25 protein-coding genes and 1 tRNA gene are annotated in these 24,592 nt (G+C 60.6%); 10 read left to right on the top strand and 16 right to left on the bottom strand.

Annotated elements, in window-relative coordinates:
* Positions 1-63 precede the first annotated feature (63 nt).
* Positions 64-2,040 (top strand): tetratricopeptide repeat-containing sulfotransferase family protein, encoded by a 1,977-nt coding sequence (locus ACM64M_RS06020; RefSeq protein ID WP_416227762.1) that lies wholly within the window; start codon positions 64-66, stop codon positions 2,038-2,040.
* Between the two features lie 9 nt (positions 2,041-2,049).
* Here ACM64M_RS06020 and pgsA read toward each other — a convergent pair whose 3' ends face one another.
* A complete protein-coding gene (gene pgsA / locus ACM64M_RS06015; RefSeq protein WP_416227761.1) occupies positions 2,050-2,658 on the bottom strand; it encodes a CDP-diacylglycerol--glycerol-3-phosphate 3-phosphatidyltransferase in 609 nt (202 codons plus the stop codon).
* 134 nt (positions 2,659-2,792) lie between these two features.
* Here pgsA and ACM64M_RS06010 point away from each other — a divergent pair, with 134 nt between their 5' ends.
* The gene (locus ACM64M_RS06010; RefSeq protein ID WP_416227760.1) at positions 2,793-4,202 is read left to right on the top strand and encodes an MFS transporter; all 1,410 of its coding nucleotides are present in this window, start codon (positions 2,793-2,795) and stop codon (positions 4,200-4,202) included.
* A 4-nt stretch (positions 4,203-4,206) separates the two neighbouring features.
* Here the strand turns inward: ACM64M_RS06010 and ACM64M_RS06005 are convergent, their stop codons facing one another.
* The gene (locus ACM64M_RS06005; protein ID WP_416227759.1) at positions 4,207-4,464 is read right to left on the bottom strand and encodes a hypothetical protein; all 258 of its coding nucleotides are present in this window, start codon (positions 4,462-4,464) and stop codon (positions 4,207-4,209) included.
* Positions 4,465-4,597: 133 nt separating this feature from the next.
* On the opposite strand from ACM64M_RS06005, the gene ACM64M_RS06000 reads away from it, so the two are divergent.
* Positions 4,598-6,274: a thiamine pyrophosphate-binding protein gene (locus tag ACM64M_RS06000; RefSeq protein ID WP_416227758.1), complete on the top strand. Its 1,677-nt coding sequence runs from the start codon at positions 4,598-4,600 to the stop codon at positions 6,272-6,274.
* 82 nt (positions 6,275-6,356) lie between these two features.
* On the opposite strand, the gene ACM64M_RS05995 is transcribed toward ACM64M_RS06000, so the two are convergent.
* Positions 6,357-6,527 (bottom strand): CsbD family protein, encoded by a 171-nt coding sequence (locus tag ACM64M_RS05995; protein ID WP_416227757.1) that lies wholly within the window; start codon positions 6,525-6,527, stop codon positions 6,357-6,359.
* A gap of 130 nt (positions 6,528-6,657) precedes the next feature.
* Positions 6,658-7,050, bottom strand: coding sequence for an EVE domain-containing protein (locus tag ACM64M_RS05990; RefSeq protein WP_416227867.1), 393 nt, complete (start codon positions 7,048-7,050; stop codon positions 6,658-6,660).
* A 208-nt stretch (positions 7,051-7,258) separates the two neighbouring features.
* Here ACM64M_RS05990 and ACM64M_RS05985 point away from each other — a divergent pair, with 208 nt between their 5' ends.
* The 6 genes from ACM64M_RS05985 (at position 7,259) to ACM64M_RS05960 (ending at position 14,090) form a co-directional block, all read left to right on the top strand.
* Positions 7,259-8,941, top strand: coding sequence for a putative bifunctional diguanylate cyclase/phosphodiesterase (locus ACM64M_RS05985; protein ID WP_416227756.1), 1,683 nt, complete (start codon positions 7,259-7,261; stop codon positions 8,939-8,941).
* 114 nt (positions 8,942-9,055) lie between these two features.
* Positions 9,056-9,865: a diaminopimelate epimerase gene (dapF, locus tag ACM64M_RS05980; protein ID WP_416227755.1), complete on the top strand. Its 810-nt coding sequence runs from the start codon at positions 9,056-9,058 to the stop codon at positions 9,863-9,865.
* A complete protein-coding gene (locus ACM64M_RS05975; RefSeq protein WP_416227754.1) occupies positions 9,862-11,037 on the top strand; it encodes a MiaB/RimO family radical SAM methylthiotransferase in 1,176 nt (391 codons plus the stop codon). Before dapF ends, ACM64M_RS05975 begins: the two co-directional genes overlap by 4 nt.
* Entirely contained in the window at positions 11,034-11,948 is a 915-nt protein-coding gene (gene ftsY / locus ACM64M_RS05970) for a signal recognition particle-docking protein FtsY (protein ID WP_416227753.1), read from the top strand. The genes ACM64M_RS05975 and ftsY overlap by 4 nt, the downstream gene beginning before the upstream one ends.
* Positions 11,949-12,062: 114 nt before the next feature.
* A complete protein-coding gene (locus ACM64M_RS05965; protein ID WP_416227752.1) occupies positions 12,063-12,719 on the top strand; it encodes an inner membrane-spanning protein YciB in 657 nt (218 codons plus the stop codon).
* Between the two features lie 24 nt (positions 12,720-12,743).
* Entirely contained in the window at positions 12,744-14,090 is a 1,347-nt protein-coding gene (locus ACM64M_RS05960; protein WP_416227751.1) for a M24 family metallopeptidase, read from the top strand.
* A 218-nt stretch (positions 14,091-14,308) separates the two neighbouring features.
* Here ACM64M_RS05960 and ACM64M_RS05955 read toward each other — a convergent pair whose 3' ends face one another.
* The 10 genes from ACM64M_RS05955 to ACM64M_RS05910 form a co-directional block, all read right to left on the bottom strand.
* Positions 14,309-16,237 carry a potassium transporter Kup gene (locus ACM64M_RS05955; RefSeq protein ID WP_416227750.1) on the bottom strand — a complete coding sequence of 643 codons (1,929 nt, stop codon included), beginning with the start codon at positions 16,235-16,237 and terminating at the stop codon, positions 14,309-14,311.
* Between the two features lie 116 nt (positions 16,238-16,353).
* Positions 16,354-16,995, bottom strand: coding sequence for a tetratricopeptide repeat protein (locus tag ACM64M_RS05950; RefSeq protein WP_416227749.1), 642 nt, complete (start codon positions 16,993-16,995; stop codon positions 16,354-16,356).
* Positions 16,995-17,417: a cytochrome c-type biogenesis protein gene (locus ACM64M_RS05945; protein ID WP_416227866.1), complete on the bottom strand. Its 423-nt coding sequence runs from the start codon at positions 17,415-17,417 to the stop codon at positions 16,995-16,997. Before ACM64M_RS05945 ends, ACM64M_RS05950 begins: the two co-directional genes overlap by 1 nt.
* Entirely contained in the window at positions 17,417-17,941 is a 525-nt protein-coding gene (locus tag ACM64M_RS05940) for a DsbE family thiol:disulfide interchange protein (RefSeq protein ID WP_416227748.1), read from the bottom strand. The genes ACM64M_RS05945 and ACM64M_RS05940 overlap by 1 nt, the downstream gene beginning before the upstream one ends.
* Complete coding sequence (locus tag ACM64M_RS05935) at positions 17,941-19,965, bottom strand: heme lyase CcmF/NrfE family subunit (protein ID WP_416227747.1); 2,025 nt, start codon at positions 19,963-19,965, stop codon at positions 17,941-17,943. The genes ACM64M_RS05940 and ACM64M_RS05935 overlap by 1 nt, the downstream gene beginning before the upstream one ends.
* A 35-nt stretch (positions 19,966-20,000) precedes the next feature.
* Positions 20,001-20,462, bottom strand: a complete 462-nt coding sequence (ccmE, locus tag ACM64M_RS05930; RefSeq protein WP_416227746.1) for a cytochrome c maturation protein CcmE — start codon at positions 20,460-20,462, stop codon at positions 20,001-20,003.
* Between the two features lie 7 nt (positions 20,463-20,469).
* Positions 20,470-20,613, bottom strand: coding sequence for a heme exporter protein CcmD (gene ccmD, locus ACM64M_RS05925; protein ID WP_416227745.1), 144 nt, complete (start codon positions 20,611-20,613; stop codon positions 20,470-20,472).
* Entirely contained in the window at positions 20,610-21,371 is a 762-nt protein-coding gene (ccmC, locus tag ACM64M_RS05920) for a heme ABC transporter permease CcmC (RefSeq protein WP_416227744.1), read from the bottom strand. The genes ccmD and ccmC overlap by 4 nt, the downstream gene beginning before the upstream one ends.
* A gap of 158 nt (positions 21,372-21,529) precedes the next feature.
* The gene (locus tag ACM64M_RS05915; RefSeq protein ID WP_416227743.1) at positions 21,530-22,597 is read right to left on the bottom strand and encodes a Leu/Phe/Val dehydrogenase; all 1,068 of its coding nucleotides are present in this window, start codon (positions 22,595-22,597) and stop codon (positions 21,530-21,532) included.
* Between the two features lie 51 nt (positions 22,598-22,648).
* Positions 22,649-22,725, bottom strand: a tRNA-His gene (locus ACM64M_RS05910).
* Positions 22,726-22,966: 241 nt separating this feature from the next.
* On the opposite strand from ACM64M_RS05910, the gene ACM64M_RS05905 reads away from it, so the two are divergent.
* Complete coding sequence (locus ACM64M_RS05905) at positions 22,967-23,602, top strand: prolyl hydroxylase family protein (RefSeq protein WP_416227865.1); 636 nt, start codon at positions 22,967-22,969, stop codon at positions 23,600-23,602.
* 127 nt (positions 23,603-23,729) lie between these two features.
* On the opposite strand, the gene rpmE is transcribed toward ACM64M_RS05905, so the two are convergent.
* The gene (gene rpmE, locus ACM64M_RS05900) at positions 23,730-23,954 is read right to left on the bottom strand and encodes a 50S ribosomal protein L31 (RefSeq protein WP_416227742.1); all 225 of its coding nucleotides are present in this window, start codon (positions 23,952-23,954) and stop codon (positions 23,730-23,732) included.
* Between the two features lie 127 nt (positions 23,955-24,081).
* Positions 24,082-24,573 carry a 3-hydroxyacyl-ACP dehydratase FabZ gene (fabZ, locus tag ACM64M_RS05895; RefSeq protein ID WP_416227741.1) on the bottom strand — a complete coding sequence of 164 codons (492 nt, stop codon included), beginning with the start codon at positions 24,571-24,573 and terminating at the stop codon, positions 24,082-24,084.
* Positions 24,574-24,592 lie beyond the last annotated feature (19 nt).

The raw sequence follows: 24,592 nt of genomic DNA, 5'->3' as shown, positions 1-24,592 counted from the left end.
CGCCCTATCCATCAGGCGGCGGGGGAGGCAGGGGCTTCTCCCGCCGCTTTGCGATTGCAGACCATGACAACACGCCAGGATCACCTCAAACAAGCGCAAACCACCTTGCAAGCAGGGCAGTATGCTGCCGCGCTGGAATTAGCGCAGGCGGTGCTGGACGGTGCGCCCGATGATGGAGAGGCGCTGTATTTGGCAGCGGTCGCGGCGCGTTATTGCAAAGATACCGACAAAGCGCAGGATTATCTCGCCGCGCTCCATAGCGCGATGCCCGAATATGGCCGCGCGTGGCAGGAACAGGGGCACCTGGCGATTGCCCGCTCGGATGCGCAGGGGGCGCTTTCAGCCTTTACCCGCGCGGTCCGTTATAACCCCGCGCTGACGGCAAGCTGGCGTGAACTGGCGCGGTTGCAAGGGGCGGCGGGGAACCATGCCGAGGCTGGGACTGCCACTGCGCAGCATCAACGTCTGGCCGCGCTCCCACAGGAACTGATCGCGGTTACCAATCATCTGGCGGAGGGACGGCTGGCGCGGGCAGAGGAAATCTGCCGCCATTTCCTGCGCCGCAACCCTGCCCGCGACAAGCACCACGTCGAAGCGATGCGGCTGCTGGCCAAGATCGGCATTGAGTTCGGCGTGCTCGACGATGCGGAATTTCTGCTCGAAAGCGCGGTCAGTTTTGCCCCGGACGATGTGCAATTGCGGCTGGATTATATCGACGCGCTGCGACGGCGCCAGAAATCGGCGGAGGCGCTGGCACAGGCCGAATTGCTGATCGAGCGCGACCCGGAAAATCCGCTGTTCCAATCGCGGCTGGCGATCGAATGCATCCAGATGGGCGATTACGAACGCGGGCTGGCGCTGTTTGGCACGGTGCTGAAAAAATTGCCGAACGATCCCGCCAGCCTGACCAGCCGGGGCCACGCGCTCAAAACCAAGGGCGACCGCGCCGAAGCCGAAGCCAGTTACCGCGCGGCAATCGCGGCAAAACCCGATCACGGCGATGCGTGGTATGCGCTGGCCAATCTGAAAACCTACCGCTTTTCAGGTGCCGAGATTGACCAGATGCAGCACCTTGCCGCGCGCAGCGAGATACCCTTTATGGACCGCGTGCATGTCAATTTTGCGCTGGCGAAGGCACTGGAAGACGAAGGCGATTACGAAGCCAGCTTCCGCCATTATGATCAGGGCAATGCAATGAAGCGCGCGCAAACCCGTTACAGCGCCGATGCCATGACCAGGGAACTGGCGCGGCAGGAGCAATTCTGCACCCCCGAATTGTTTGAAAAACATGCGGGCCAGGGCCATGCTGCCCCCGATCCGATATTCATCCTTGGCCTGCCGCGCGCAGGATCGACATTGCTTGAACAAATCCTCGCAAGCCATTCACAAATTGATGGGACGCTGGAGCTGCCCAATATCCTCGCGCTCGCGCACCGACTGCGTGGGCGCAAGGCGGGGCATCCGCGCTATCCGCAAATCCTGCATGATCTGACAGGCGAACAACTGGCGAAATTCGGCGAGCAGTTCATCCAAGACACAAGCATCCACCGCGCCGGTGCGCCGTTCTTCATCGACAAGATGCCCAACAATTTCCGCCACATCGGGCTGATCCATCTGATCCTGCCGCATGCCAAGATCATCGATGCACGCCGCGCGCCGATGGATTGCTGTTTTTCCGGCTTCAAGCAGTTGTTCGCCGAAGGGCAGGAATTCACCTATGGCCTGACCGAAATCGGGCGATATTATGCCGACTATGTGCAATTGATGGAGCATTGGGATCGGGTGCTGCCGGGCAAGGTGCTGCGCGTAGCGCATGAGGACGTGCTCGACGATCTCGAAGGGCAGACCCGGCGGATGCTCGATTTTCTGGGGTTGCCATTTGAACAGCAATGCCTCGACTTTCACACGACGCCCCGCGCGGTGCGCACCGCATCGAGCGAACAGGTGCGGCAGCCAATCAACCGCAAGGGGCAGGATGCGTGGAAACCGTTTGAGCCGTGGCTGGATGAATTGAAAGCGGCCTTGGGCGAAGCGGGGTAAATTGCCCGGTCACTCCATGTGTTTTAGGCCAACCCGCAAGTAATCCCACCCCGTCACGCAGGTCAGCACCGCCGCCGCCCACAGACAGGCAAGTCCGACGACATGCACCCAGCTTTCGGCGAAGGTCTGGCACATATCGCCCACCGACTGGCACGGCTGACCATGCACCGCGCCGCCCAGGATCAGCGCGCCGAGCGCGACCAATTGCAGCGTCGTTTTCCATTTGGCGAGCCGCGAGACCGGCACCGACACTTGAATCCCGCCCAGAAATTCGCGCAAGCCCGACACGGCAATTTCGCGGATCAGGATCACCAGCCCGGCGATCACGTGAGCATCGCCAACATAGGGCCCGCGCAGATAACCCTGCGCGGTCAGGATCAGGATGACCGCCGCCACCATGATCTTGTCCGCAATCGGATCGAGGAAGATGCCCAGTTTCGATACCGTCCCCTGCGCGCGCGCCAGATAGCCATCGAGAAAATCAGTGAGCGCGATAATGCAATAGAGCACAAAGCCGATCAGATAGCCGAGCTGCCAACCCGGCCACCACAGGAAAAATCCCAGCAGCGGGACCGCAAAAATACGCGACAGCGTAAGAATGTTCGGTAGCGTCAACATGGCTGCCTGCCGCCATAGCGCGGCGCGCCGACAAGCCAAACCCTAACCGTGCAATCGATGCACAGGACTTGTGCGCTTTGGAACGTGCGCTATGTCAGCGGCCTGATGCAAAACTGCCGGGCGCCGATTTCCGCATGACAACCACGACGCACCTGTTGCGCCAAAGGCGATTTTTGCCGCTCATGGTGACGCAGTTTTTCAACGCCTTTAACGACAATCTCTACAAGACCGCGCTGGTGCTGTTTGTCGTTTATTCGGTCTATAATGACGAACAGCAAGAGGCGCTGTTCAGCGGCCTAGCCTCGGTCATTTTCATCGTGCCCTTTGTCGTGTTGTCGGCGCTGGCCGGGCAGCTCGCCGATACGCGCGACAAAGCCATGATAATCCGCACCGTCAAAATCTGCGAGATCGGCTGGGCGACGCTGGGGGCAATCGGATTGTTCATGGCGTGGCAGGGGATCATGGTGGAAACTGTCGCCATCCCGCTATTGCTGTTCGTGGTGTTCCTGGCGGCGGCACAATCGACATTTCTGGGGCCGATCAAATACGCAATCCTGCCGCAGCATCTGCGCCGCGAAGAGGTCCTGCCTGGCACCGGACTGGTCGAGGCGGGAACCTATATTGCGATCCTGACCGGCACGATCCTGGCGGGCTTTATTGCGGTGGAGGTGGCGATGGTGCTGGTGGTGCTGACCGCCTTTGCCGGATATTTCGTCAGCCGATTTGTGCCCGACGCGCCGCCGCAAAGCGATTATGAGATGCATTACCCGCTGCTCGAACCCTATGCCAAAAAGGTCCGCAATCCGGTCATGCGCTGGCTGGGATACGCCCCGGTGGCGATTGCCGATCAGGTGGTGATGAGCTGGAAACTGGTGCGCGACACCATGCACAACCGCGAAATCTGGCTGGCGATTGTCGCCATCAGCTTTTTCTGGACGATTGGTGCGGTGTTGTTCATCCAGTTCCCCCCGCTGGCCAAGAACCAATTGCTCGCCAGCAAGGAAGTGGCGAGCCTGTTTCTGGTGATTTTCTCGATTGGCATTGCCGTCGGGTCGGTCGGGGTCAACGCCTTGCTCAAAGGCGAAGTGTCCGCGCGCTATTCCCCGGTTTCGGTGGTTATTATGGGCGGATTCGTGTTCGGATTTTACCTCGTGGCTAAAGCATGGACGCCCAATGCGGGCGGGGAATTGCTGCCGATTGAGGCATGGATATTGGAGCCGCTGGCGATCCCGCTGTCGCTGATGCTGCTGGGCATTTCGACTGCGGGCGGATTTTTCGTGGTGCCGCTTTATGCGTTTCTCACCACCCGCTGCGCGCATGACGCGGCCAGCCGCACGATTGCCGCGAACAATATCGTCAATTCATTGGCGATGGTGGTGGGATCGGTGCTCGCCATCGGGCTGACCACACTTGGCATACCGGTGGTCGAACAATTGCTGCTGGCCGCTGCGATGTCGGGCATTGCAGCGTGGCTGGGCTGGCTGTTGTTTCAGGCGGAAAAGGCAGCCGCAGCGCAATTGCTGGTGGTGCAGGCGGCCGAATAGAGCGTTATAGTATAAACACCAACACCGCCGCCGTCGCCGCGACATAGGTGCTGACCGCGCCGCGCACATCCTCTGCGGTGAGGCGCCACAGGCTCTCGGCAGGTATATCATGCAGATCATCGCGCACATGCGGCGGCAGGCTGGCGCGGAACGGATGCCGCGCGCGTTCATCGGTGAGCACCAGGCTGCGTCTGCGTCGCCCCGGCTGGCCTTTGCCAAGGCGCGGCTTCACATGGTCATGGGTGAGGATCGCATAGGTCATGCATCAAGGGATTAACGATTTCTTAACCCTTGCATAGGCCCACGAATCGGTTGCTCAAAAAGGGGACAGTAAGGCACTGTTGTGGTTAATCGCGCTCCGACCTAGACGCGCGTCAGCAAGGAGATTGTAAAGCGTGCCAAACCACCGCCAGACCGCCGCGCAATTGCTGGTCGATTGCCTCGCCATTCAGGGCACTGACCGGATCTTTACCGTGCCGGGGGAAAGCTTCCTCGCGGTGCTCGATGCGCTCCACGAACGCGAGGATATTGAAACCGTGGTGTGCCGCCAGGAAGGCGGCGCGGCATTCATGGCCTGCGCCGACGGAGCGATGCTGCAGCAGCGCCCCGGCATCGCCTTTGTCACGCGCGGTCCCGGCGCAACCAACGCCAGCATCGGGGTGCATGTCGCGCATCAGGATTCGCAGCCGATGATCCTGTTCGTCGGCGACGTGGCGCGCCCCATGCGCGACCGCGAAGGGTTTCAGGAAGTCAATTTCGAGGCGTTCTTTGGCCCGATCTGCAAATGGGCGGCGCGAATCGACGATCCGGCGCGCATCCCAGAATATGTCGCACGCGCCTATAGCGTGGCGATCAGCGGGCGGCCCGGCCCGGTGGTGCTGGCCCTGCCCGAAGATATGCTGTGTGAAGAACTCGACGCCACGCTCCAGCCACGGCCTCCCATCACCCGCCCGGCGCAAGCGGTCTGCCCTGACGCCATGCAGACCCTGCTTGCGATGATCGCCGATGCCGCCAGCCCGGTGGCGATTATTGGCGGCGCGGGCTGGAATGCCAAAGCCCGCGATTATTTCCAGACCTTTGCCGAAAGCATCGGCCTGCCGGTCGCGACCGCGTTTCGCAGGCAGGATGCGATTGATCCGGCCAGCCCGGTCTATGCCGGCAATCTGGGCTATGGCCCCAATCCCAAATTGATCCAACGGGTCAAGGATGCCGATCTGGTGCTGGCCGTGGGTGCGCGGCTGGGTGAGGCAACAACCGATGGCTACAGCGTGCCCACCACCGAACATCCCGGACAATTGCTAATCCATATTCACCCCGATCCCGATGAGCTGGGCCGGGTCTACCGCACCGATCTGGGCCTGTGCTGCGCGGTTGACGAATTCGCCGAAGCCGCCGCATTGTGGGAGGATCATTCGATCATCCCCTTTGACGCCGGAGCAGAGGCACACCGCGAATGGCAGGATTGGGCCACCTACACCAAGGGTCAAAACCCGCCCGCGCTCGATATGGCGGCCTGCGTCGCCGCCATGCGCGCGGCGCTACCGGCCGACAGCATTATCTGCAACGGCGCGGGCAATTTTGCCGGATGGTGGCACCGTTACTGGCGTTATGGCGGCCTCCCCAGCCAGCTTGCGCCGACCGCAGGCGCGATGGGATACGGCGTGCCCGCCAGCATCGCCGCCGCCTTGCGCCATCCCGACAGGACAGTGGTGGCGGTGGCGGGCGACGGCGATTTCCTGATGAACGGTCAGGAATTGGCGACCGCCGCGCAATATGGCGCGAATCTGCTGGTGTTGGTGGTGGACAATGGCGCCTATGGCACGATCCGCATGCATCAGGAACGCGAATATCCCGGCCGGGTGTCGGGCACGCGGCTCGCCAATCCCGATTTCGCGGCGCTGGCTGCGGCGTATGGCGGATGGAGCGCGGCGGCCACAACGACCGATGAATTCATCGCGGCGCTTGGCAAGGCGCAGGATCAGCGCGGGCTGCGCCTCATCCATATGAAAATCGACATCGAACAACTCGCCGCCAGCGGCGCAACGATCAGCGGACTGCGCAAAAAGGCATAGAGGACACCAAAAGGACCGCTCCTCCCGATGGAGAAGCGGCCCCTGTCAGATAATCAGGCAATTGTGAAAAGCGGATTGCTGATCAGATGTTGTCGCCCAACGCGCCCTTGACCTTGCCTTTGGCCTTGTCGGCCTTGCCTTCGAGTTCCTGCGCCTTGCCCTCGGCGCGGGTTTCGGGGTCGTCCGAATGCTGCTTGGCCTCGCCAAGCGCTTCCTTGATGGTCCCTTTGATTTTGTCGGTGAGTTCACCCATGAATTGTCTCCTTTGACTAAGCCAATGGAATTATTGACGTTTCATATAACCAACGGCCATGGACACCATTCGGTTCCGAAACAGTTTGGGCGGCGTCGGTAAACCGTGCCGGGACCGCACTGGTCCGGCCCTATGCTTCCGACATTTTGCAGATAAGATCCCATTCATCAGGCCGGATCTTCGCCACCGACAGCCGCGACAGCCGCACCAGTTCGCATTCGGCAAGACGTGGCTCAGCCTTGATCGCTTTCAGCGACACCGGATGCGCGAATTTTCGCTTTGCCCTGATCTTTACCGCAGCCCATTTGCCAGTTTCATCGGTGGGGTCTGGGATGCCCGCAAGGGTGACTTCGCAAATGCCGACAATCTCCAACCCTTCGCGCGAATGGTAAAAGAAGCATTCGTCGCCCACCGCCATCGCGCGCAGATTGAGCTTTGCAGTGTGGTTGCGGACCCCGTCCCAGGTGCCCTCGCCCTCGCGCACAAGATCATCCCAACTGTATTTGAACGGTTCGGATTTCATCAGCCAGCGATTGGGCGGGGTACGGGGCACTTGGGTTCTCCAGACAGAGGAATCTCGGTCAGTTTCCTAGGGAAGCACCGCCTGCGATGCCACCCCATGACCGCGCTGGTGCCCACAAATTAACGCTAATTTCACGCAGGCCATGCATAGTCATTCGCAAGTCGCTTTGGATGAGCAGCGCCGCCTGAAAGATCGGGACACAATGGGTATGACAGAGCCAAATGCGGCCATAAAGACATCAAGGGGCCTCGGCAAATCAGACCGTGACCTGGTCGCTTTGGGGATCGCGGCGGCGGCGATCATCCTGTTTGTCGCAACCGGCAGCTCGGTGCTTCCCAGCGCAATCAGAGCGGTGTTTGCCAATGGTCAGGCACCCGACCATCTGCTCGTCAACGCGCTGCTTCTCAATGTCGTGCTGGTGGTGTTTGGCTGGCGCCGTTACCGCGAATTGCAGCAGGAAATCAGCGAGCGTCGGCGCGCCGAGGAACTGGCGCGTGAACTCGCCGAAACCGATCCGCTGACCGGCTGTCTCAATCGCCGCAGCATGGCCGCCGTCACGGATAATGTGCGCCTGCAGGCCAATGCGCGCGGCATGGCGGTCGCCTATTGCATGATCGACCTCGACAATTTCAAGCAGGTCAATGATATGCACGGCCATCTGGCGGGCGATGCCTTGCTGGTGGAACTGGCGCACCGCATTTCCGAACAATTGCCCCGTGACGCCCGGCTGGCGCGGCTGGGCGGCGATGAATTCGCCTTTGTCGTCCCCTATGACGTCGCCCACCGCGAACGGATTGACGATCTCGTGATCCGGCTGTTCGAAAAGGTTTCGCTGCCCTTTGCGCTGCGTGATGTGACCATCGACACGACAATTTCCATCGGTGTTTCATCCGACCATGACGAAAATGGCTTTAACCCGGCAATGGCCGATTCCGCCGCACTGATGCAGCGCGCGGATATCGCCATGTATCAGGCCAAAAAGCTGGGCAAGAACCGCTATTTCTGGTTCGAAGCGACCATGGAAAACGAATTGCGGTTCCGCAATGAGCTTGAAATCGGCATCCGCCGCGGGATCGCCCTCGGAGAATTCGTGCCCTATTACGAACAACAGGTCGATCTGGATTCGGGCGATCTGGTCGGGTTCGAAATGCTTGCCCGCTGGAAATCGGAGCAATTGGGGTTCGTCAGCCCAGAAATTTTCATCCCGATCGCAGAAGAGATCGGCCTGATTTCGGAAATGTCCGATCAATTGATGGAACAGGCGTTTCGTGACGCCAGCGACTGGCACGATGAGTTGACGCTTTCGATCAATATCTCACCAATCCAGCTGCGCGATCCGTGGTTTGCGCAAAAGATCCTCAAGCTGTTGGTAAAACACAATTTCCCCGCGCGGCGGCTGGAAATTGAAATCACCGAAAGCTGCCTGCACGATAATATCGGCATGGTGCGTTCAATCATCACCAGCCTGCGCAATCAGGGGGTGCAGATCAGTCTGGATGATTTCGGCACAGGCTATTCCTCGCTCGAACAATTGCGCAATTTGCCGTTTGACCGGATCAAGATTGACCGCAGTTTCGTCAGCGAATTGAACCAGCCCAACAGCAATTCAAAGATTGTCGATGCGATTGTGTCGCTTGGCCGGGGCTTTGATCTGCCGATCACCGCTGAGGGGATCGAGGATGAGGAAATCCTTGAGGCGCTCAAGAAGATGGGCCGGCTAAAGGGCCAGGGCTTCCTCTACGGCAGACCCGAAAGCGGGGCTGAAGTGCGCCAAAGGCTGGCAAGTGTCGGCAAACTCGCCGCCAATCCGCCGATTGACAGGGCAGAGCCGCGAACCGGCAGGGTAGCAAATTCCTTCATAGCAAGCCTGCCCAAAGCGGCCCAGCAATAACCCGGATTGATCTCCGCGCCGAGGAAATTGGCACCAGTTGAACGGCGGCAATTGGACCGGTGATGCGACACGGCACTGGACTGCGCCCGTGCGGGTGCATAGATGCGAGGCATAATGCGCGTCCCCTTTGTCAAAATGCACGGTCTCGGCAATGATTTCGTCGTGCTGGATGGGCGCGAGATGGACTTGCCTGCCGTCTGTGAGGATTTCGCGCGCGCTATCGCCGACCGGCACACAGGGATTGGCTGCGATCAGTTGATCGTGCTGGAACCGAGCGAAGGCCACGATTTCCGGATGCGCATTTTCAACAGTGATGGCGGCGAGGTCGAGGCCTGCGGCAATGCCAGCCGCGCGGTCGCTTTGCTGCATGGAAAGCCCGCGCGGGTTGAGACGGCGGGCGGAATTATTGCGCTGGAACCAACCGCAGGCGGGGCCAGCGTCGATATGGGCATACCCCGGTTTGATTGGGACGCGATCCCGCTGGATTATCCGATGGATACCAATCCTATGCCGCTGGGGTGGGGGCCGCTCAAATCACCGAGCGCGGTCAATGTCGGCAATCCTCACGTGGTCTTTTTTGTGCCCGATGTCTGGGCAAGCGCGCTCGATACCTTGGGGCCAGACATTGAAACCGACCCTGTTTTCCCACAAGGCGTGAATGTGAATGTGGCGCAGCTGATCGGTGCAAACCACTTGCAGCTGCGCGTCTGGGAGCGCGGCGCGGGGCTGACGCGGGCTTGCGGGACCGGTGCCTGCGCGGCCGCGGTCGTCGCCATCCGCAAGGGGTTTGTCGGCGAAACCGTCCGCGTTTCGCTGCCTGGCGGCGATCTGACGATACAATGGCGCGAGGGTTCAAGCATCCGCATGACCGGCCCGGCCACAGAGGCCTTTCGCGGCAGTTTCGAATGGGACGATTTCGCGTGAACGCGCCTGAAGTTATCTCGCTCGGGTGCCGTCTCAACATCGCCGAAAGCGAGCGGATGAAGGCGATGCTGGCAGATAGCGGTGACGTCGTGGTCATCAATTCCTGCGCGGTCACGTCAGAGGCCGTGCGGCAGACCCGGCAAGCGATCCGCCGCGCCCGCCGCGCGCGTCCCTATGCGCGGCTGATCGTCACCGGCTGCGCCGCAGAGATTGAACGCGACGCCATCGCCGCCATGCCCGAGGTTGACGGCCTGATCGCCAACGCGGCCAAGCTCGACCCGCGCGCCTGGAACGTGCCCCTGCCCGCAGCGCCCCCTGCCCCAACCCGCACCCGCTCCTTTATCGCGGTGCAGAACGGCTGCGATCACGCCTGCACTTTCTGCGTCATCCCGCAGGGGCGCGGGGCCAGCCGGTCGATGACCATTGCCGAGGTGCTGCGCGAGGTCGAACATCACCTCGATCTGGGCGCGCAAGAGGTGGTGCTGACCGGGGTCGATGTCACGTCATGGGGCCACGATCTGCCCGGCACCCCGCCGCTCGGCGCGCTGGTGGAGGCGGTGCTGAGCGCCTTTCCGCAGCTACCCCGGCTGCGCATGTCCTCGCTCGATGGGGTGGAAATCGACGAAGCGCTGTTTGAACTGTTCGCCAGCGAGGAACGGCTGATGCCGCACCTCCATTTGTCGATGCAGCACGGCCACGATCTGATCCTCAAGCGGATGAAGCGCCGCCATTCGCGCGCCGATGCGATCGCACTGGTGCAGCGGCTCAAGGCGCGCCGCGCTGACGTTGCCATCGGTGCCGATCTGATCGCCGGATTCCCGACCGAAACGGCAGAGCATCACACTGCCAACCTTTCGATTATCGGCGATCTCGACATCGTCCACGGCCATATCTTCCCCTATTCCCCGCGCCCCGGCACCCCCGCCGCGCGCATGCCGCAGGTCGAACACGCCGCGATCAAGGCCCGCGCCGCGCAATTGCGCTCCGCCGTCGCCGCCCGGCGCGGTGCTTGGCTGCAAAGCCTTGTGGGCGAAACGCTCACCGTGCTCGCCGAACGCGACGGCACCGGCTATGCGCCCAATTACGCGCGGGTCGATCTGCCTGAGGGCACGCCTGCGGGCACGCTGATCGACATCACCCCCGCCGCGCTCGAAGGAGGGCTATTGCGATGAGTTCGAGCTGGACCGAGCGATTGCTGGGCGGTTTCCGCAAGACCTCCGAACGGCTGGGCAGCAATCTGACCGGGGTGGCCGCGCGGCTCGATGACGCGACGCTTGATGATATTGAAGATGCGCTGATCACCTCCGACCTTGGCCCTGCCGCCGCCGCACGCATTCGTCAGCGATTGTCGGACAAGAGCTTTGGCCTTGAAATCACGCAAGACCAATTGAAACAGGCGGTGGCGGATGAAATCGCCGAGATCTTGCGCCCGGTGGCCAAGCCACTGGAGATCACTGCCTTTCCGCGCCCGCAGGTGATCCTGGTGATCGGAGTCAATGGCAGCGGCAAGACCACCACAATTGCGAAACTGGCGCATCTGTTCACCGAAGACGATTACGGCGTGCTGCTCGCCGCAGGCGACACCTTCCGCGCCGCTGCCATCGGCCAGCTCGCAACCTGGGCGGAGCGCGCCGGGGTGGACCTTGTGCGCGGACCCGAAGGCGGCGACCCGGCGTCCATCGTATTTGACGCGGTCAAGCAGGCTACGGACACCGGGATCGACGCGCTGATCGTGGACACCGCCGGACGGCTGCAAAACAAGAAGGAGCTGATGGAGGAGCTGGCGAAAATCCGCCGTGTCCTCGGCAAGCTCAACCCTGAAGCGCCGCATGATGTGGTGCTGGTGCTCGATGCCACCAACGGCCAGAACGCGCTTAACCAGATCAACGTGTTCAAAGAGGTGGCGGGGGTCACCGGGCTGATCATGACCAAGCTGGACGGCACCGCGCGCGGCGGGGTGCTGGTCGCCGCGGCGGAGCAATATGGCCTGCCGATCCACGCGATTGGCGTGGGCGAAAAGATGGAAGATTTGCGCCCGTTCGATCCCGATCTGGTGGCAAGAGTTATTGCAGGGGTGGCATAGTTCCCGTCATTGCGAGCAAAGCGAAGCAATCCAGTCCCTTCGCTGATGACCTCGACCAACCGGACTGGATTGCCGCGCGGCTTGCGCCGCTCGCAATGACGATTTGAAGGACCGATGAGCGAAAATTCGAACGAAACCAAGAAATCCGCCGGTTCAAGCTGGCTCAACGTCGCGGTCGATTATGGGCCTTTGCTGGTGTTTCTGGGTGTGTACCGCTGGAATGCACCGGCCGATCCGAACCCCGCAGGCGAATTGCTGGCGATCATCTACGGCACCGGCGCGTTCATGGTCGCGGCGGTCTCTGCGCTGCTGATTTCCAAATGGCGGCTCGGCAAAATCTCGCCAATGCTGTGGTTTTCGACCGCGCTGATCGTCGGGTTCGGCGCGCTGACGATCTTTTTCGGCGATCCGCGCTTTGTCCAGCTTAAGCCCACGATCATCTATACGGGCTTTGGTGTGATGCTGCTCACCGGGTTTTTCATGGGCCGCGCGCTGCTCAAGATCCTGCTGGAAGCCGCGTTTGAAGGGCTGAACGATGCTGGCTGGCTCAAACTGTCGCGCAATTGGGGCGTGTTTTTCCTGGCTCTCGCCGTGCTCAACGAAGTGCTGGTCGCACAGATGAGTTTCGAAGGCTGGCTCTGGGCAAAACTGTGGGTGTTCCTGCCGCTGACTTTCCTGTTCACCTTTGCCAATATCCCGATGCTGATGAAGCACGGGCTGGACGTAGGACAGGAAGACGACGTGTTGAAGGACGAACCGCCCACCGCCTGATCTCGCACCATTTCGGGAGTGCCCATGACAGTGTTTCGCCCGCTTGCCGCTCTCCTGCTGCTCTCGGCCAGCCCAATTGCCGCGCAGGCTCCGCTCCCGCTCAGCGAGACGGAGGAGGCGCACCCTGCCCTGCCCCCGATCCTGCCGCTGCGCACGCGCGCCGAGGTGATCGACAGCCTGCTGGCAGAACGGCTTGACACGCTGATCCCGCAATTGATGCGCGAGCAGGGCGTGTCGCTGTGGCTGTTGATGGCCCGCGAATATTTCGAAGAGCCGGTGATCGCCACCATGCTCGATGCCAACAGCTTTCATGCACGGCGGCGCACGATCCTGATCTTTCACGATCCCGGCAATGGTGCGCCGATAGAACGGTTGACGGTGAGCCGATACGGGCTTGCGGGTCTGTTTGAACCGGCGTGGAACCCCGATGAACAGCCCGGTCAATGGCAGGCGGTGGCAGACATCATCGCCGCGCGCGATCCGGCCAATATCGCGATCAATGTCTCAGATACGACAAGGTTTGGCGATGGCATGACCAAAAGCCAGTATGATGCTATGATGGCCGCGCTGCCTGCCGAATTTCACGAGCGGGTGATTTCGGGCGAGCGGTTGGCGACCCGCTGGCTGGAGACCCGCACGCCCGCTGAAATGGAGATTTACCCCGGTATTGTGCGCATCGCCCATGCGGTGATTGGCGAGGCGTTTTCGCGCGCAGTCATAACCCCCGGCGTCACCACTGCCGAAGAAGTGCAATGGTGGTATCGCCAGCGCCTGACGGAGCTGGGGCTGACCCCGTGGTTTCACCCCAGCGTCGGCATCCAGCGCGCGGGCGAAACGGGGATGATGGACGGCGACACTGTGATCCAACCGGGCGATCTGCTGTGGACCGATTTCGGCATCACCTATCTGCGCCTCAACACCGATACGCAGCATCTCGCCTATGTGCTCAAACTCGGCGAGAGCGAGGTGCCTGTGGGGCTGGCACGCGGGCTCGCCAATTCGAACCGGGTGCAGGATATTCTGCGCAGCCATATGCAGGTTGGGCTGTCGGGCAATGAAATGCTCGCCCGCGCGCGCGCCGACGCGCTGGCCGAAGGGCTCGACCCGTCGATCTATTCGCACCCGATTGGCTATCACGGCCACGGCGCGGGCACCGCCATCGGTTTCTGGGACAATCAGAACGCCGACCCGCGCGGAGAGGATGTCTTGAGGGCAAACACCGCATGGTCAATCGAGCTGACCAGCTATGCGGAGGTTCCCGAATGGGGCGGCCAGCGGGTCGATTTCCGCACTGAGGAAGATGCGTGGTTTGACGGGGAAAGCGTGCGGTTTCTGGATGGGCGACAAACGGCGATTACAGTCATTCGTTAAACGGGGCGCTGCCGGGGGCGCAGCACTTTCCTACACCGACGAACCGCGCCATAGAGTTTGCGGCTCTTTGAAAACCGAATGATGAAAACGGCACTTTGTTGGAAAGGTGTCAAGTGCCGCAAAACCGCCTTAGCTTTTGAAACACAACGATTTACCTGCAAAAAACCCGCTTGACACTATGTCCGATGTGTCAAGCAGATTGCCCGCCCCTCGCGCTTCTAAATCTCAACCTGGCTGCCCAGTTCGACCACGCGGTTGGTGGGCAGTTTGAAGAAATCCATCGCGCTGGCGCTGTTGCGCAGCATCCACGCAAAGATTTTCTCGCGCCAGATCGGCATGCCCGGTTTGTTGCTGGGCAGCAGCGTCTGGCGCGACAGGAAGAAGCTGGTGTGCATCATGTCAAACTCACCCCCGCAACGCTCCATCTGTTTGAGCCCGGTGGGAACGTCGGTTTCTTCCATGAAGCCGTAATGCAGCACCGCGCGGTAGAACCCGTCGCCCATGTCGGTGAATTCGCAGCGCGCGTTCGGATCGACATAGGGAACGTCGGCGATCTCCACCGTCAGGATCACGACTCGTTCGTGCAGCACCTTGTTATGTTTGATATTGTGGAGCAGCGCCGATGGCACGCCGGCGGTGCTCGACGCCATGAAGATCGCAGTTCCCGGCACACGCAGCGCGGAATTCTTGGCCGATTTGGCAAAGATTTCCATCGGCAGCGCGTGTTCGCTCATCCGTTCACGCATCAATTTGCGCCCACGCGCCCAAGTGGTGAGGAGCGTAAAGGCGACCAGCCCGACGACCAGCGGGAACCAGCCGCCCTCTGCTACCTTGGTCAGGTTGGCACCCAGAAATCCGCCGACCACGATCACGAACAGCAGCACAATAGGGGCCGAATACCAGACCTTCCATTTCCACACGCCGACAAACAGCACCGCCATCAACAGCGTATCAATCATCACCGCCCCGGTCACCGCGATGCCATAGGCATTGGCAAGGTTGGACGAATTCTGGAACATGAAAACCAGCAGCACGACCGCCACCATCAGCGCCCAATTGACCACCGGAATATAAATCTGACCCGTTTCAGTTTCCGATGTGTGGAGCGTCGAGAGGCGCGGCACAAAGCCCATCTGGATTGCCTGATGCGTGATCGAAAAGGCACCCGAGATCACCGCCTGGCTGGCAATGAAGGTGGCCAAGGTCGCAAGGAATACCAGCGGCAGACGCCATTCTTCGCTGGCAAGAAAATAGAACGGGTTCTGGATCGCCTCTGCGGCCTGTTCCGGCGGCAGGCCAATGACCATAGCGCCTTGCCCGAAATAATTGAGCAGCAGGCACGGCATAACAAAACCAAACCACGAAAGCCGCATCGGCCCCCGCCCGAAATGGCCCATGTCGGAATACAGCGCCTCTGACCCGGTCACCGCCAGAACCACACTGCCCAGAGCCAGAAAGGCCAGCCAGCCATCGAGAATGAAGAAATTGACGGCGTGATGCGGGCTAAGCGCCCAGAGGACTTCCGGTGTCTGGACAATCTGCCAACTGCCCATCGCTGCAATCACAACGAAATAGACAATCATCACCGGCGCAAACAACGCCCCAACCTTGGCCGTGCCGCGCTTCTGGATCACGAACAGAAAAACCAGCAGCACCAGCGCAATGGGAATGACAAATCGTTCAAACGCCGGATCGACGACCTTGAGACCCTCCACCGCCGAAAGCACCGAAATGGCCGGGGTAATCATGCTGTCGCCGTAAAACAGGCTGGTGGCGAACACTCCGAGCAGCACCGCGACCCAGGCATAGCTCGATTTGGAAAGACTGCGCGAAATCAGCGCGACCAGAGCAAGGCTGCCGCCCTGCCCTTTGTTATCGGCGCGCATCAGGATGGTAACGTACTGGATCGAGACAACCAGCGTCATCGACCAGAAGATCAGGCTGATGACGCCCAGCACATGCGCACTGTCCAGCGCCAGAGGATGTGGGCCAACGAATGTCTCACGGAAAGCGTAAAGCGGGCTGGTACCGATATCGCCAAACACAATGCCGATCGCACCCACCGCCAGCGCGGTTTTCGACGCGCTGTGAGTGTTTCCGCCCTGAGGTGGTTGGTGTGCCGGGGCTGAGACTGAAGTGTCGCTCATATGGTGCGATGATCCCGAAGCGCCGGGCGCGCTATCGCGCGATCCCGGCCAAGGCAGCGGCACCTAGCACCGCAGCTTCGCACCTGCAACATCGCGTATTGTCGCCGTTCAGAAAGCTATTGCAGCATCGGCGCGTTGGCGATCATCTGATCGAGCCGCGCCACCCGCGCCTCGATCTCTTCGCGCCACGGCGCGTCGGGCGGCGATCGTTCGAGCAGGCCCGCCCAAGTGTCGCGTGCGGCGCGCACTTGCCCGGTCTGAAGGAAGGAAAATCCGAGGAAGAAATCCGCACCGGGGTTGGTCGGATCGATCGCACGCGCCTTGCCATAGGCATAGAACGCCGCCGGAGTGACAAACCCATCCGCATGGCCGGTAAGCGCCATACCAAGCGCCAGCCAACCTTCGAGATGGCCGGGATTGTCGTTCAAACCCTGTCGCAGCAGCCCCGCCGCATCGTCAAACTTGCCGCGCCGGGCAAAGCCGTCGGACAGGACGAGGTAATCGGGCTTTGGCGCGCTCTCGTCGAACAATTGCCGCCTTGCCGTGACCATTTCGTCGCCGCTTTGTTGGTCGATGGCGATGTCCGGCTGTTTGGGGCTCCCGGGCTGATCGGGCGATCCCTGCCAGGCGTAACCCACCAGGCCAAACAGCAAGACCGCGCCGAACACAGCAAAGCCCTCTTTCGGCAGGCGCAGCATGAACGCCGCCACTGCAAAGCTGACCAGAGCCAATGACAAAACCGCAAGCCAAGCGCCCATCAGCCTGCCTCTCCCTCGTCGGAGCGACGTTTACCGAGACGCCGCAGCAGAATGAGCGCCACCACGGCAAGCAGCAGCAAGGGGATCACAAACAGCGGCCATGTGGTCGAACTGACCTCGGGTTCATAGCTGACATAATCGCCATAGCGCTGCGTCAGCCACGCCCGGATCTGATCGGGTGTTTCCCCGGCGAGGATACGGCTGCGCACTTGATGACGCATGTCGCCCGCCATCGGTGCGTCGCTGTCATGGATACTTTGCGATTGGCATTTGAGGCACCGCAGCGTTTCCATCAGCGCGCTGGCCTCAGCCTCCAAGGCTGGGTCGTCAAGCTGAGTATAAGCATAGGGTGCAGGGGGCATAGTATCCTGCGCGAGAACCGGAACGGCGAGCAATGCCAGCAGCGCGAGCAAGCAGCGCATCATTGCACTTCCTCCAGTTTTTCAAGCAGCAACGGAACCGTTTCCGCACGGATGTCGCCAATATGCTGATAGCGAATATTGCCCTTGGCATCGATAACATAGGTTTCCGGCACGCCCGATGCGCCAATTTCCAGCATCAGTTCGGAAATATCATCCGCGCCGATGCGGGTATAGGGATTGCCATAACGAGCGAGGAAATCGGCCACCGCTTCGGGCCGGTCGCGCACCGCAACGCCAATGATCTCAACCCCCTGATTCTTGAGCCGTTCAAGCTGCGGTGCCTCGGCAATGCAGGGCAGACACCAGCTTGCCCAGATGTTGAGCAAGCGCGGCTTTCCGCCCACAAAATCGGCGCGCGAGGCCCCCGGCATTCCTTCCAACGCTGGCTGGAGCGTGAATTCTGGCAGCGGCTGCTCGATCATTTGCGAAGGAACGTTCTGCAATTTGCTCTGCGTGAGCTGATACCCAGCCAGACCGGCAAAAAACAGAAACAGCGCGAGCGGGATGAAATAGGCGAGACGCATTATTCGGCAGGCTCCGGCAGGGTGTCATCAGCCGCACCTCGACCACTCAATGCGCTCACTTCCTTGCGCCGCGACTTACCCAAAGCGACCGCCTTGCGCCGTTTCAGGTCAACCCGAATACGGCCAACAATCGAAAGAATGCCGCCAAACGCGACCAGCAATCCGCCATACCAGATGAAGGTCACGAACGGTTTCCACCACACCCGCAATTGCCAGCGCGCGACGCCATTGGCGTCAGTTCCGGCAGAATCGCCGATCACGGCATACAATTGCCCGTCCCAGCGCGTGATAAGCGCGCTTTCGCTGGTCGGCTGCGGGGGCGACCAGAAATTGCGCGCTTGCGGCGTGATTACCACTGGTTCCCCGCCGCCGCGTGAGGCCAGTATCCGGGCCTCCATCGCGGTCCAGTTAGGACCAGCCACCGGATCGACGCTTTCCAGCTTGATCGTCCAGCCTGCAACCTGTTCGGTATCGCCGGGAGCGACAGCGGCAAGCTTTTCAGAAGTGAAAGCGCTTTCACTCGCCATGCCGAACAAAGCAACTGCGATCCCAAAGTGCGCGCAGACCATGCCCCAGGTCGCGGTCGGAACCCGAGTAATCTTGCGCCCGCGCAGCGGCAACAATGCGGCAATGCCTAGCCCAAGCGCCAAGGCCAGCCCAAGCACCGGGAGCACACCGTAGTCACCCAGAAAAGCCACCAGACCGATTGCCACGATCACCACCGCAGCGAGCAATGCCAGTTCCTTCTGGATGCGCGCGGGCTTGTCATCCTTCCACCTCAGCAAGGGGCCAATCGCCATCACAATGAACATCGGGATCGCAAAGATTGCGCCCGCCGGGTTGAAATAGGGCGGCCCAACGCTGACCCGAACGTCAAAAACTTCGGTCAGCAATGGGTAAAGCGTGCCGAGCAAGACAATCGCGAGGATCGCCGACAGCATGACATTGTTGAACACCAGTGCCCCCTCGCGGCTGGTTGCGGCAAACCGCTTTCCTTCTGCAATGCTGCCCGCGCGCAGAGCAAAGATCACCAGCGCCCCGCCAATGTAAAGGCCCAGCAGCGCCAGGATGAAACTCCCGCGTTCGGGGTCCACCGCAAAAGCGTGAACGCTGGTGAGGACCCCCGACCGGACGAGGAACGTGCCGAGCATCGACATAGAGAAAGCCAGCACGCCCAGCATTATCGTCCATGTCCGCAAGGCATCTCGCGCCGCCAGCACGCTCACCGAATGAAGCAGCGCGGTAGCCGCAAGCCACGGCATCAAAGAGGCGTTTTCGACCGGATCCCAGAACCACCAGCCGCCCCAGCCAAGCTCGTAATAGGCCCAGTACGACCCGGCTGTAATGCCAAAGGTCAGAAACACCCACGCGCCCAGAACCCATGGCCGCAACACCTTGGCGAAATCGGGGTTCACCTGCCTTGTCAGCAGCGCCCCCATAGCCAGGCTGAACGCGACCGACAGACCAACATAACCAATGTAAAGAGTGGGCGGATGCACCGCGAGACCCATATCCTGAAGCAGCGGATTCAGCCCTCCGCCTTCAACCGCGGGCACCGGCAATCGTTCAAACGGATTGGAGGACAGCAGCAGGAACGCATAGAAACCCAGCGCCACAAACCCCTGCACAGCGAGCGTTGCGCTCATCGTCTTTTCAGGCAAGCGGCGTTCCATCCCGGCCAGCAATCCACCCGACAGCGCGAGCACCGCAACCCACAGCAACATCGAACCTTCGTGGTTGCCCCAAGTGCCGGTCAGTTTGTAGATGAATGGCTTGGCCGAGTGCGAATTTGTGGCAACCAGTTTGATCGACAGATCGGTGATCGCAAAGGCATAGAGCAGCAGAAAAAACGCGAGCACCGCGAGGAAAGCCTGAACCACGGCAGCCGGGCGGGCGTAAATCGCAAACTGCGCGCCGACCCCATGTGCGTCCGCCTCCCTGACACCCATAGCGCCCGAGATCATCTGCAACACCGCAAGCGCGGTGGATAGCCAAAGGGCCGCTAATCCTAGTTCAGCAATCATGTTCTCTGCCCGTTTGCCCTGTTCCCGCCAAAGGCCTAATTGAGCCCGGCAACGGTTTCGGCGTAGCCTTCGTTGTCCTTGTGACCTTCAAGCCCTTCGAGCTCACGCGGGACGTAATTCTCATCATGTTTGGCCAACAGGTTCGTCGCCTGAAACACGCCATCTGCACCCAGACTGCCTTCGGCGACGACGCCGGATCCTTCGACAAACAGGTCAGGCAGGATGCCGCTGTAACGCACCGGCACCGTGCTGGCTTCATTGCCAGTTACCACGAATTTTACTGTCACGCCGTCCGGCTGCGTTTCGATCGAGCCGGGTTGCACCATCCCACCCAATCGCACCGCCTGCCCGACAGCAGGCGGCGTTTCGGCCATCTGTTCGGGCAGGTAGAAATAGTTCGCCTGAGAACGCAGTGCCCAAGCCGCAATCAATCCCGCCGCGACAATCGCGATCAAGGCGAGAACGACCAGGGTCATGCGTTGATGTTTGGCTTTCATCGAGGTTTCAGCTCCGCTTTGTCTCGTCACGGCGTTTTTCCGCGCGCCGCATTGCACGGTAGCTGCACACGATGAGAAGCGCGAGCGCAATCAGACCGATAGCATAGGCACCGATTACAAAGGGCCAATGATCCAGCGATTCGCGCATCATGCGCCGCCCATGGCAGGCGCCGTGTGCGGTAGCGGCGCGTCATCATCCAGCGCGCGGCGGCGCAGGCGTGCTTCAACCTGTGCCTCGGCGATCAGAGTGCGCATCCGCATGAGCACTATTGCGCCAAACAACAGCGAAAAGCCCAAAACTGCCGTCATCAACGGCCAGAGGAAAACCGGATCGATTGAGCTTTTGCCCATCGTAATGCTTGGCGGTTGGTGAAGCGAATTCCACCACACCACGCTGCGATTGATAATCGGCACGTTGATCGCGCCCACCAATCCAAAGATCGCGGCAATCTTGTATGACCCGCCTTCGCGAGCCGCCGCCTGAGTAAGCGCAATATAGCCGCCATAAAGGAACAGCAGGACCAGCATGCTCACCAGCCGCCCGTCCCATTCCCACCATGTTCCCCAGGTCGGGCGGCCCCAAATGGACCCTGTGGCAAGACAGATGGCGCAAAAAACCATACCCGGAACCGCAATCGCACGCGCGGCAATTCCGGCCAGCGGGTGTTTCCAGATGAGCAAGGCCGCGCTTGATATTGCAATGCCGGTCCACCCGCCCATGCCCAGCCATGCCGATGGCACATGGATAAAGATGATACGCACCGTTTCGCCCATCAGCCGGTCCTGCGGGACCGCAAACAAGCCCCAGGCCATTGCCAGCACACTCAGCGAAAGCCCGCTCCAGAAAAGGACCGGCATCAACCACTTGGCGAGCGACAGAAAGCGCTTTGGATTGGCGTAAATATGCACGTTTGAATCCCCTGCCCCCTATTACTGTCCTGCGCTAGGGTAGCAAGGGCGCAAAAGTCGCAAGTCCGGGGTCGGTTTGAAGCAACAGCTTCGTCTTGACCCTTATTTACGTAAAATCCAGTTGCGCCAGATTGGTTCCGGTCGGTCGTTTGCGCCCGTCAACCGCGTCCGATAAGTTCTTGAGCCATGCGGTCAGCAACAACGTCGGGCGACACGCCGCTCGTCTCGCTAGCCTGCCACACCTCTGTAAGGCGGTTAGGGATTTGCTCGATGAGTGCGTTGACGTCGTCCACGCTGCCGGGCGTGTCATCGCGCCGGGCGAGGTATTCTGTCGCGACCGAAATGATCCCGCCTGCATTGATGACATAATCGGGGGCGTAGAGGATACCTCGTTCAAACAAGGCCTGACCGTGATGCGCGCGCGCAAGTTGATTGTTCGCACCGCCAGCGACGACCTTTGTCTGCAACGCCGCAATGCTCTCATCGTCAAGAATTGCGCCCAGCGCATTGGGGCTGAACACGTCGCATTGTGTGGAGAGAATGGCTTCGGGCGCGACCACAACTGCCCCCAGTTCTTGGGCCAGCGCCTTGACGCCGTCAGCGTTGATATCAGCCAAGGTCAACCGTGCGCCGTCCTGCGCAAGCCAGCGGGCCACTCCGCCGCCGACGCTGCCGGTGCCCTGCACCGCGACATGGACACCGTCCATTTTGTCTGTGCCCAACTTGTGCCGAACCGCAGCCTTAATCCCCAGATAGATGCCATAGGATGTGAACGGGCCAGGATCGCCGCCAGCCCGGTTTGCGCCCGAAACCGGCAGACCAGAGACATGCGCGGTGCGCCTTGAAACCGCCACCATATCCGCTTCGCTGATGCCGACGTCTTCTGCCGTAACATAGCGTCCGCCCAGCGCCTCTACTGCGTCACCAAACGCCGCGAGCAGTTCGGGCGACTTGGTTCTCGCTTCATTGGCAAGGATCACCGCCTTGCCCCCGCCCATCGGCAAGCCTGCCATGGCGTTCTTGTAGCTCATACCCCGCGATAGACGCAGCGCATCGCGCAATCCGTCCTTGGGATTGGGATAGTGCCAGAACCGCGTTCCGCCTGCACCGGGCCCGAGATGCGAGGAATGGACCGCAATAATCGCAGCCAATCCCGATTTTCGATCGTGCACAACCTGCACCATCTCATGATCGTCAAAGTCGGGTTCGGTCCAGAAAGCGGTCATTCGCGTGCCTCACATTCGCATGGCGCGCGGCAAGAGGCTGAAGCGGGAAAGTGGGGCGACCGACGGGACTTGAACCCGCAACCTCCGGCATCACAAGCCGGCATTCTAACCGATTGAACTACGGTCGCCGCAAAACCCGCTGTCGGCGCAGCGATCTTCTTTCGAACATCGCCGCTACCAAGTCCGCGCAAGAGGCGCGGTTTACGCACCTTGTCGCACCGGTCAAGGCTGCGCTGGACGGGCGCGAGCCTGTTGCACAAAGTCCCTTTTATGGGAAGTGAAAACTGCCAATTTCGCGCCGCTGCGCAAGATTATTTCACAGCGCTTTCGAGCTTTGCGCGAGGCCCCATGGCTTTTAAGCTTAGCGGCATGGACGATTGCCCCGATTCTGTTGGCGAAGCGCTTGCGCGGCATGCAGGCATTCAGCGGTTACCGCACCCCAAGATTGAGCTGTTTCAGCTCAAGCAGTTTGTCAGCGCGGAACTTGCTGCGGCGCTGATCGCGTTGATCGACAAGGACCGGCGCCCTTCCACCATAGCCGATGCCAATGGTGACGATTATTTTCGCACCAGCGAAACCTGTGATCTGGATGCCAGCGAGCCTGCGGTTCAAGCATTGGAGGCGCAGTTTCATGCACTCAACCTTATTGATCCGGCGCTGGGTGAGCCATGTCAGGGGCAGCGGTATGACATCGGGCAGGAATTCAAGCCGCACACCGATTACTTCACTCCCGGCGGCCCCGATTACGAGAAATTCTGCTCGATCAGCGGCCAGCGCACCTGGACATTCATGATCTATCTTAACGAAGTGGAAGCGGGGGGCGCAACTCGGTTCAAGGTCATCGGCAAGACCTTTCAGCCCGAAACGGGCAAGCTGTTATGCTGGAACAATGCGCGCCCCGATGGCAGCGTGAACCCGAACACTCTGCACCACGGGATGAAGGTCAGGAAAGGGGCGAAATACGTCATCACGAAATGGTATCGGGAGCGTCCCTGGCCCTGGTGACGGTTTGGTGATGCCCCGCCATGGCCCGCTACGCCCTCTGTCAGGCGGGCCAACCAATTGAAAAAGGCGGCCCCGTCGGACCGCCTTCCTCTTGCGCCGCGAACGGTCGCAAAGCTTTTGGGGCTAGTTACTTCTTCAGCGTCAGCCCGCCAAACCGTTTGTTGAACGCAGCTACGCGGCCACCTTCCTGGATCTGCTGACGCCCACCAGTCCACGCCGGGTGGCTGGTTGGGTCAATTTCAAGAGCCAGCGTGTCGCCTTCCTTGCCCCAGGTTGAACGGGTTTGAAACTCTGTGCCATCGGTCATCTTGACATTGATGGTGTGATATTCGGGATGCCCTTCGGCTTTCATTGTCTTTGTCCTTGCTAGCTGACGCCCGGTTCCGACCGGGGGAGCTGTTTTGCGGGAAAGCGCGCGCAATAACGTGTGCCGCGGCAAATGCAACCCTGATTGCTCGTCTGCGGTGCTCTTCCCGCAGCTAAGCCGAAGGCGGATCGGCGATCATCGCGGTAAATTCGGTCTCGCACGAGGTCTTGCCTTCTACGCTGGCACGGCCTTTGAATTTGTAGACCCGGCTGCGTTTCTGCAGGAATTCCACTTCCAGATCGAGCAGACAGCCGGGCGTTACCGGGATGCGGAATTTGGCGTTTTCAATCCCCATGAAAATCACCAGCTTGCCAGTCCCGGAAAGTTCGAGCGTCTCGATACCCAAGATCGCCGCTGCCTGCGCCAAAGCCTCAATCTGGAGGACGCCGGGCATGATCGGAGCGCCAGGAAAATGCCCCTGGAAGAACTCCTCATTCATGCTCACAGCCTTCAAAGCGTGAATGCGCTCTCCGAGGTGGATCGACTTTACCCGGTCAACGAGCAACAAAGGATAACGGTGCGGCAGGGCCCGCAGCACTTTGTGAATGTCATAATCGACAATCACTTGCGCTGCGGATGTCGCAGAAGTTTCAGCTTCGCTCATTTCCCGCCCCTGCTCAATC

It is taken from the genome of Qipengyuania sp. ASV99 (genome assembly GCF_047872805.1).
Classification (GTDB): Bacteria; Pseudomonadota; Alphaproteobacteria; order Sphingomonadales; family Sphingomonadaceae; genus Erythrobacter.
This window is presented reverse-complemented; position numbering and strand designations above follow the sequence as displayed.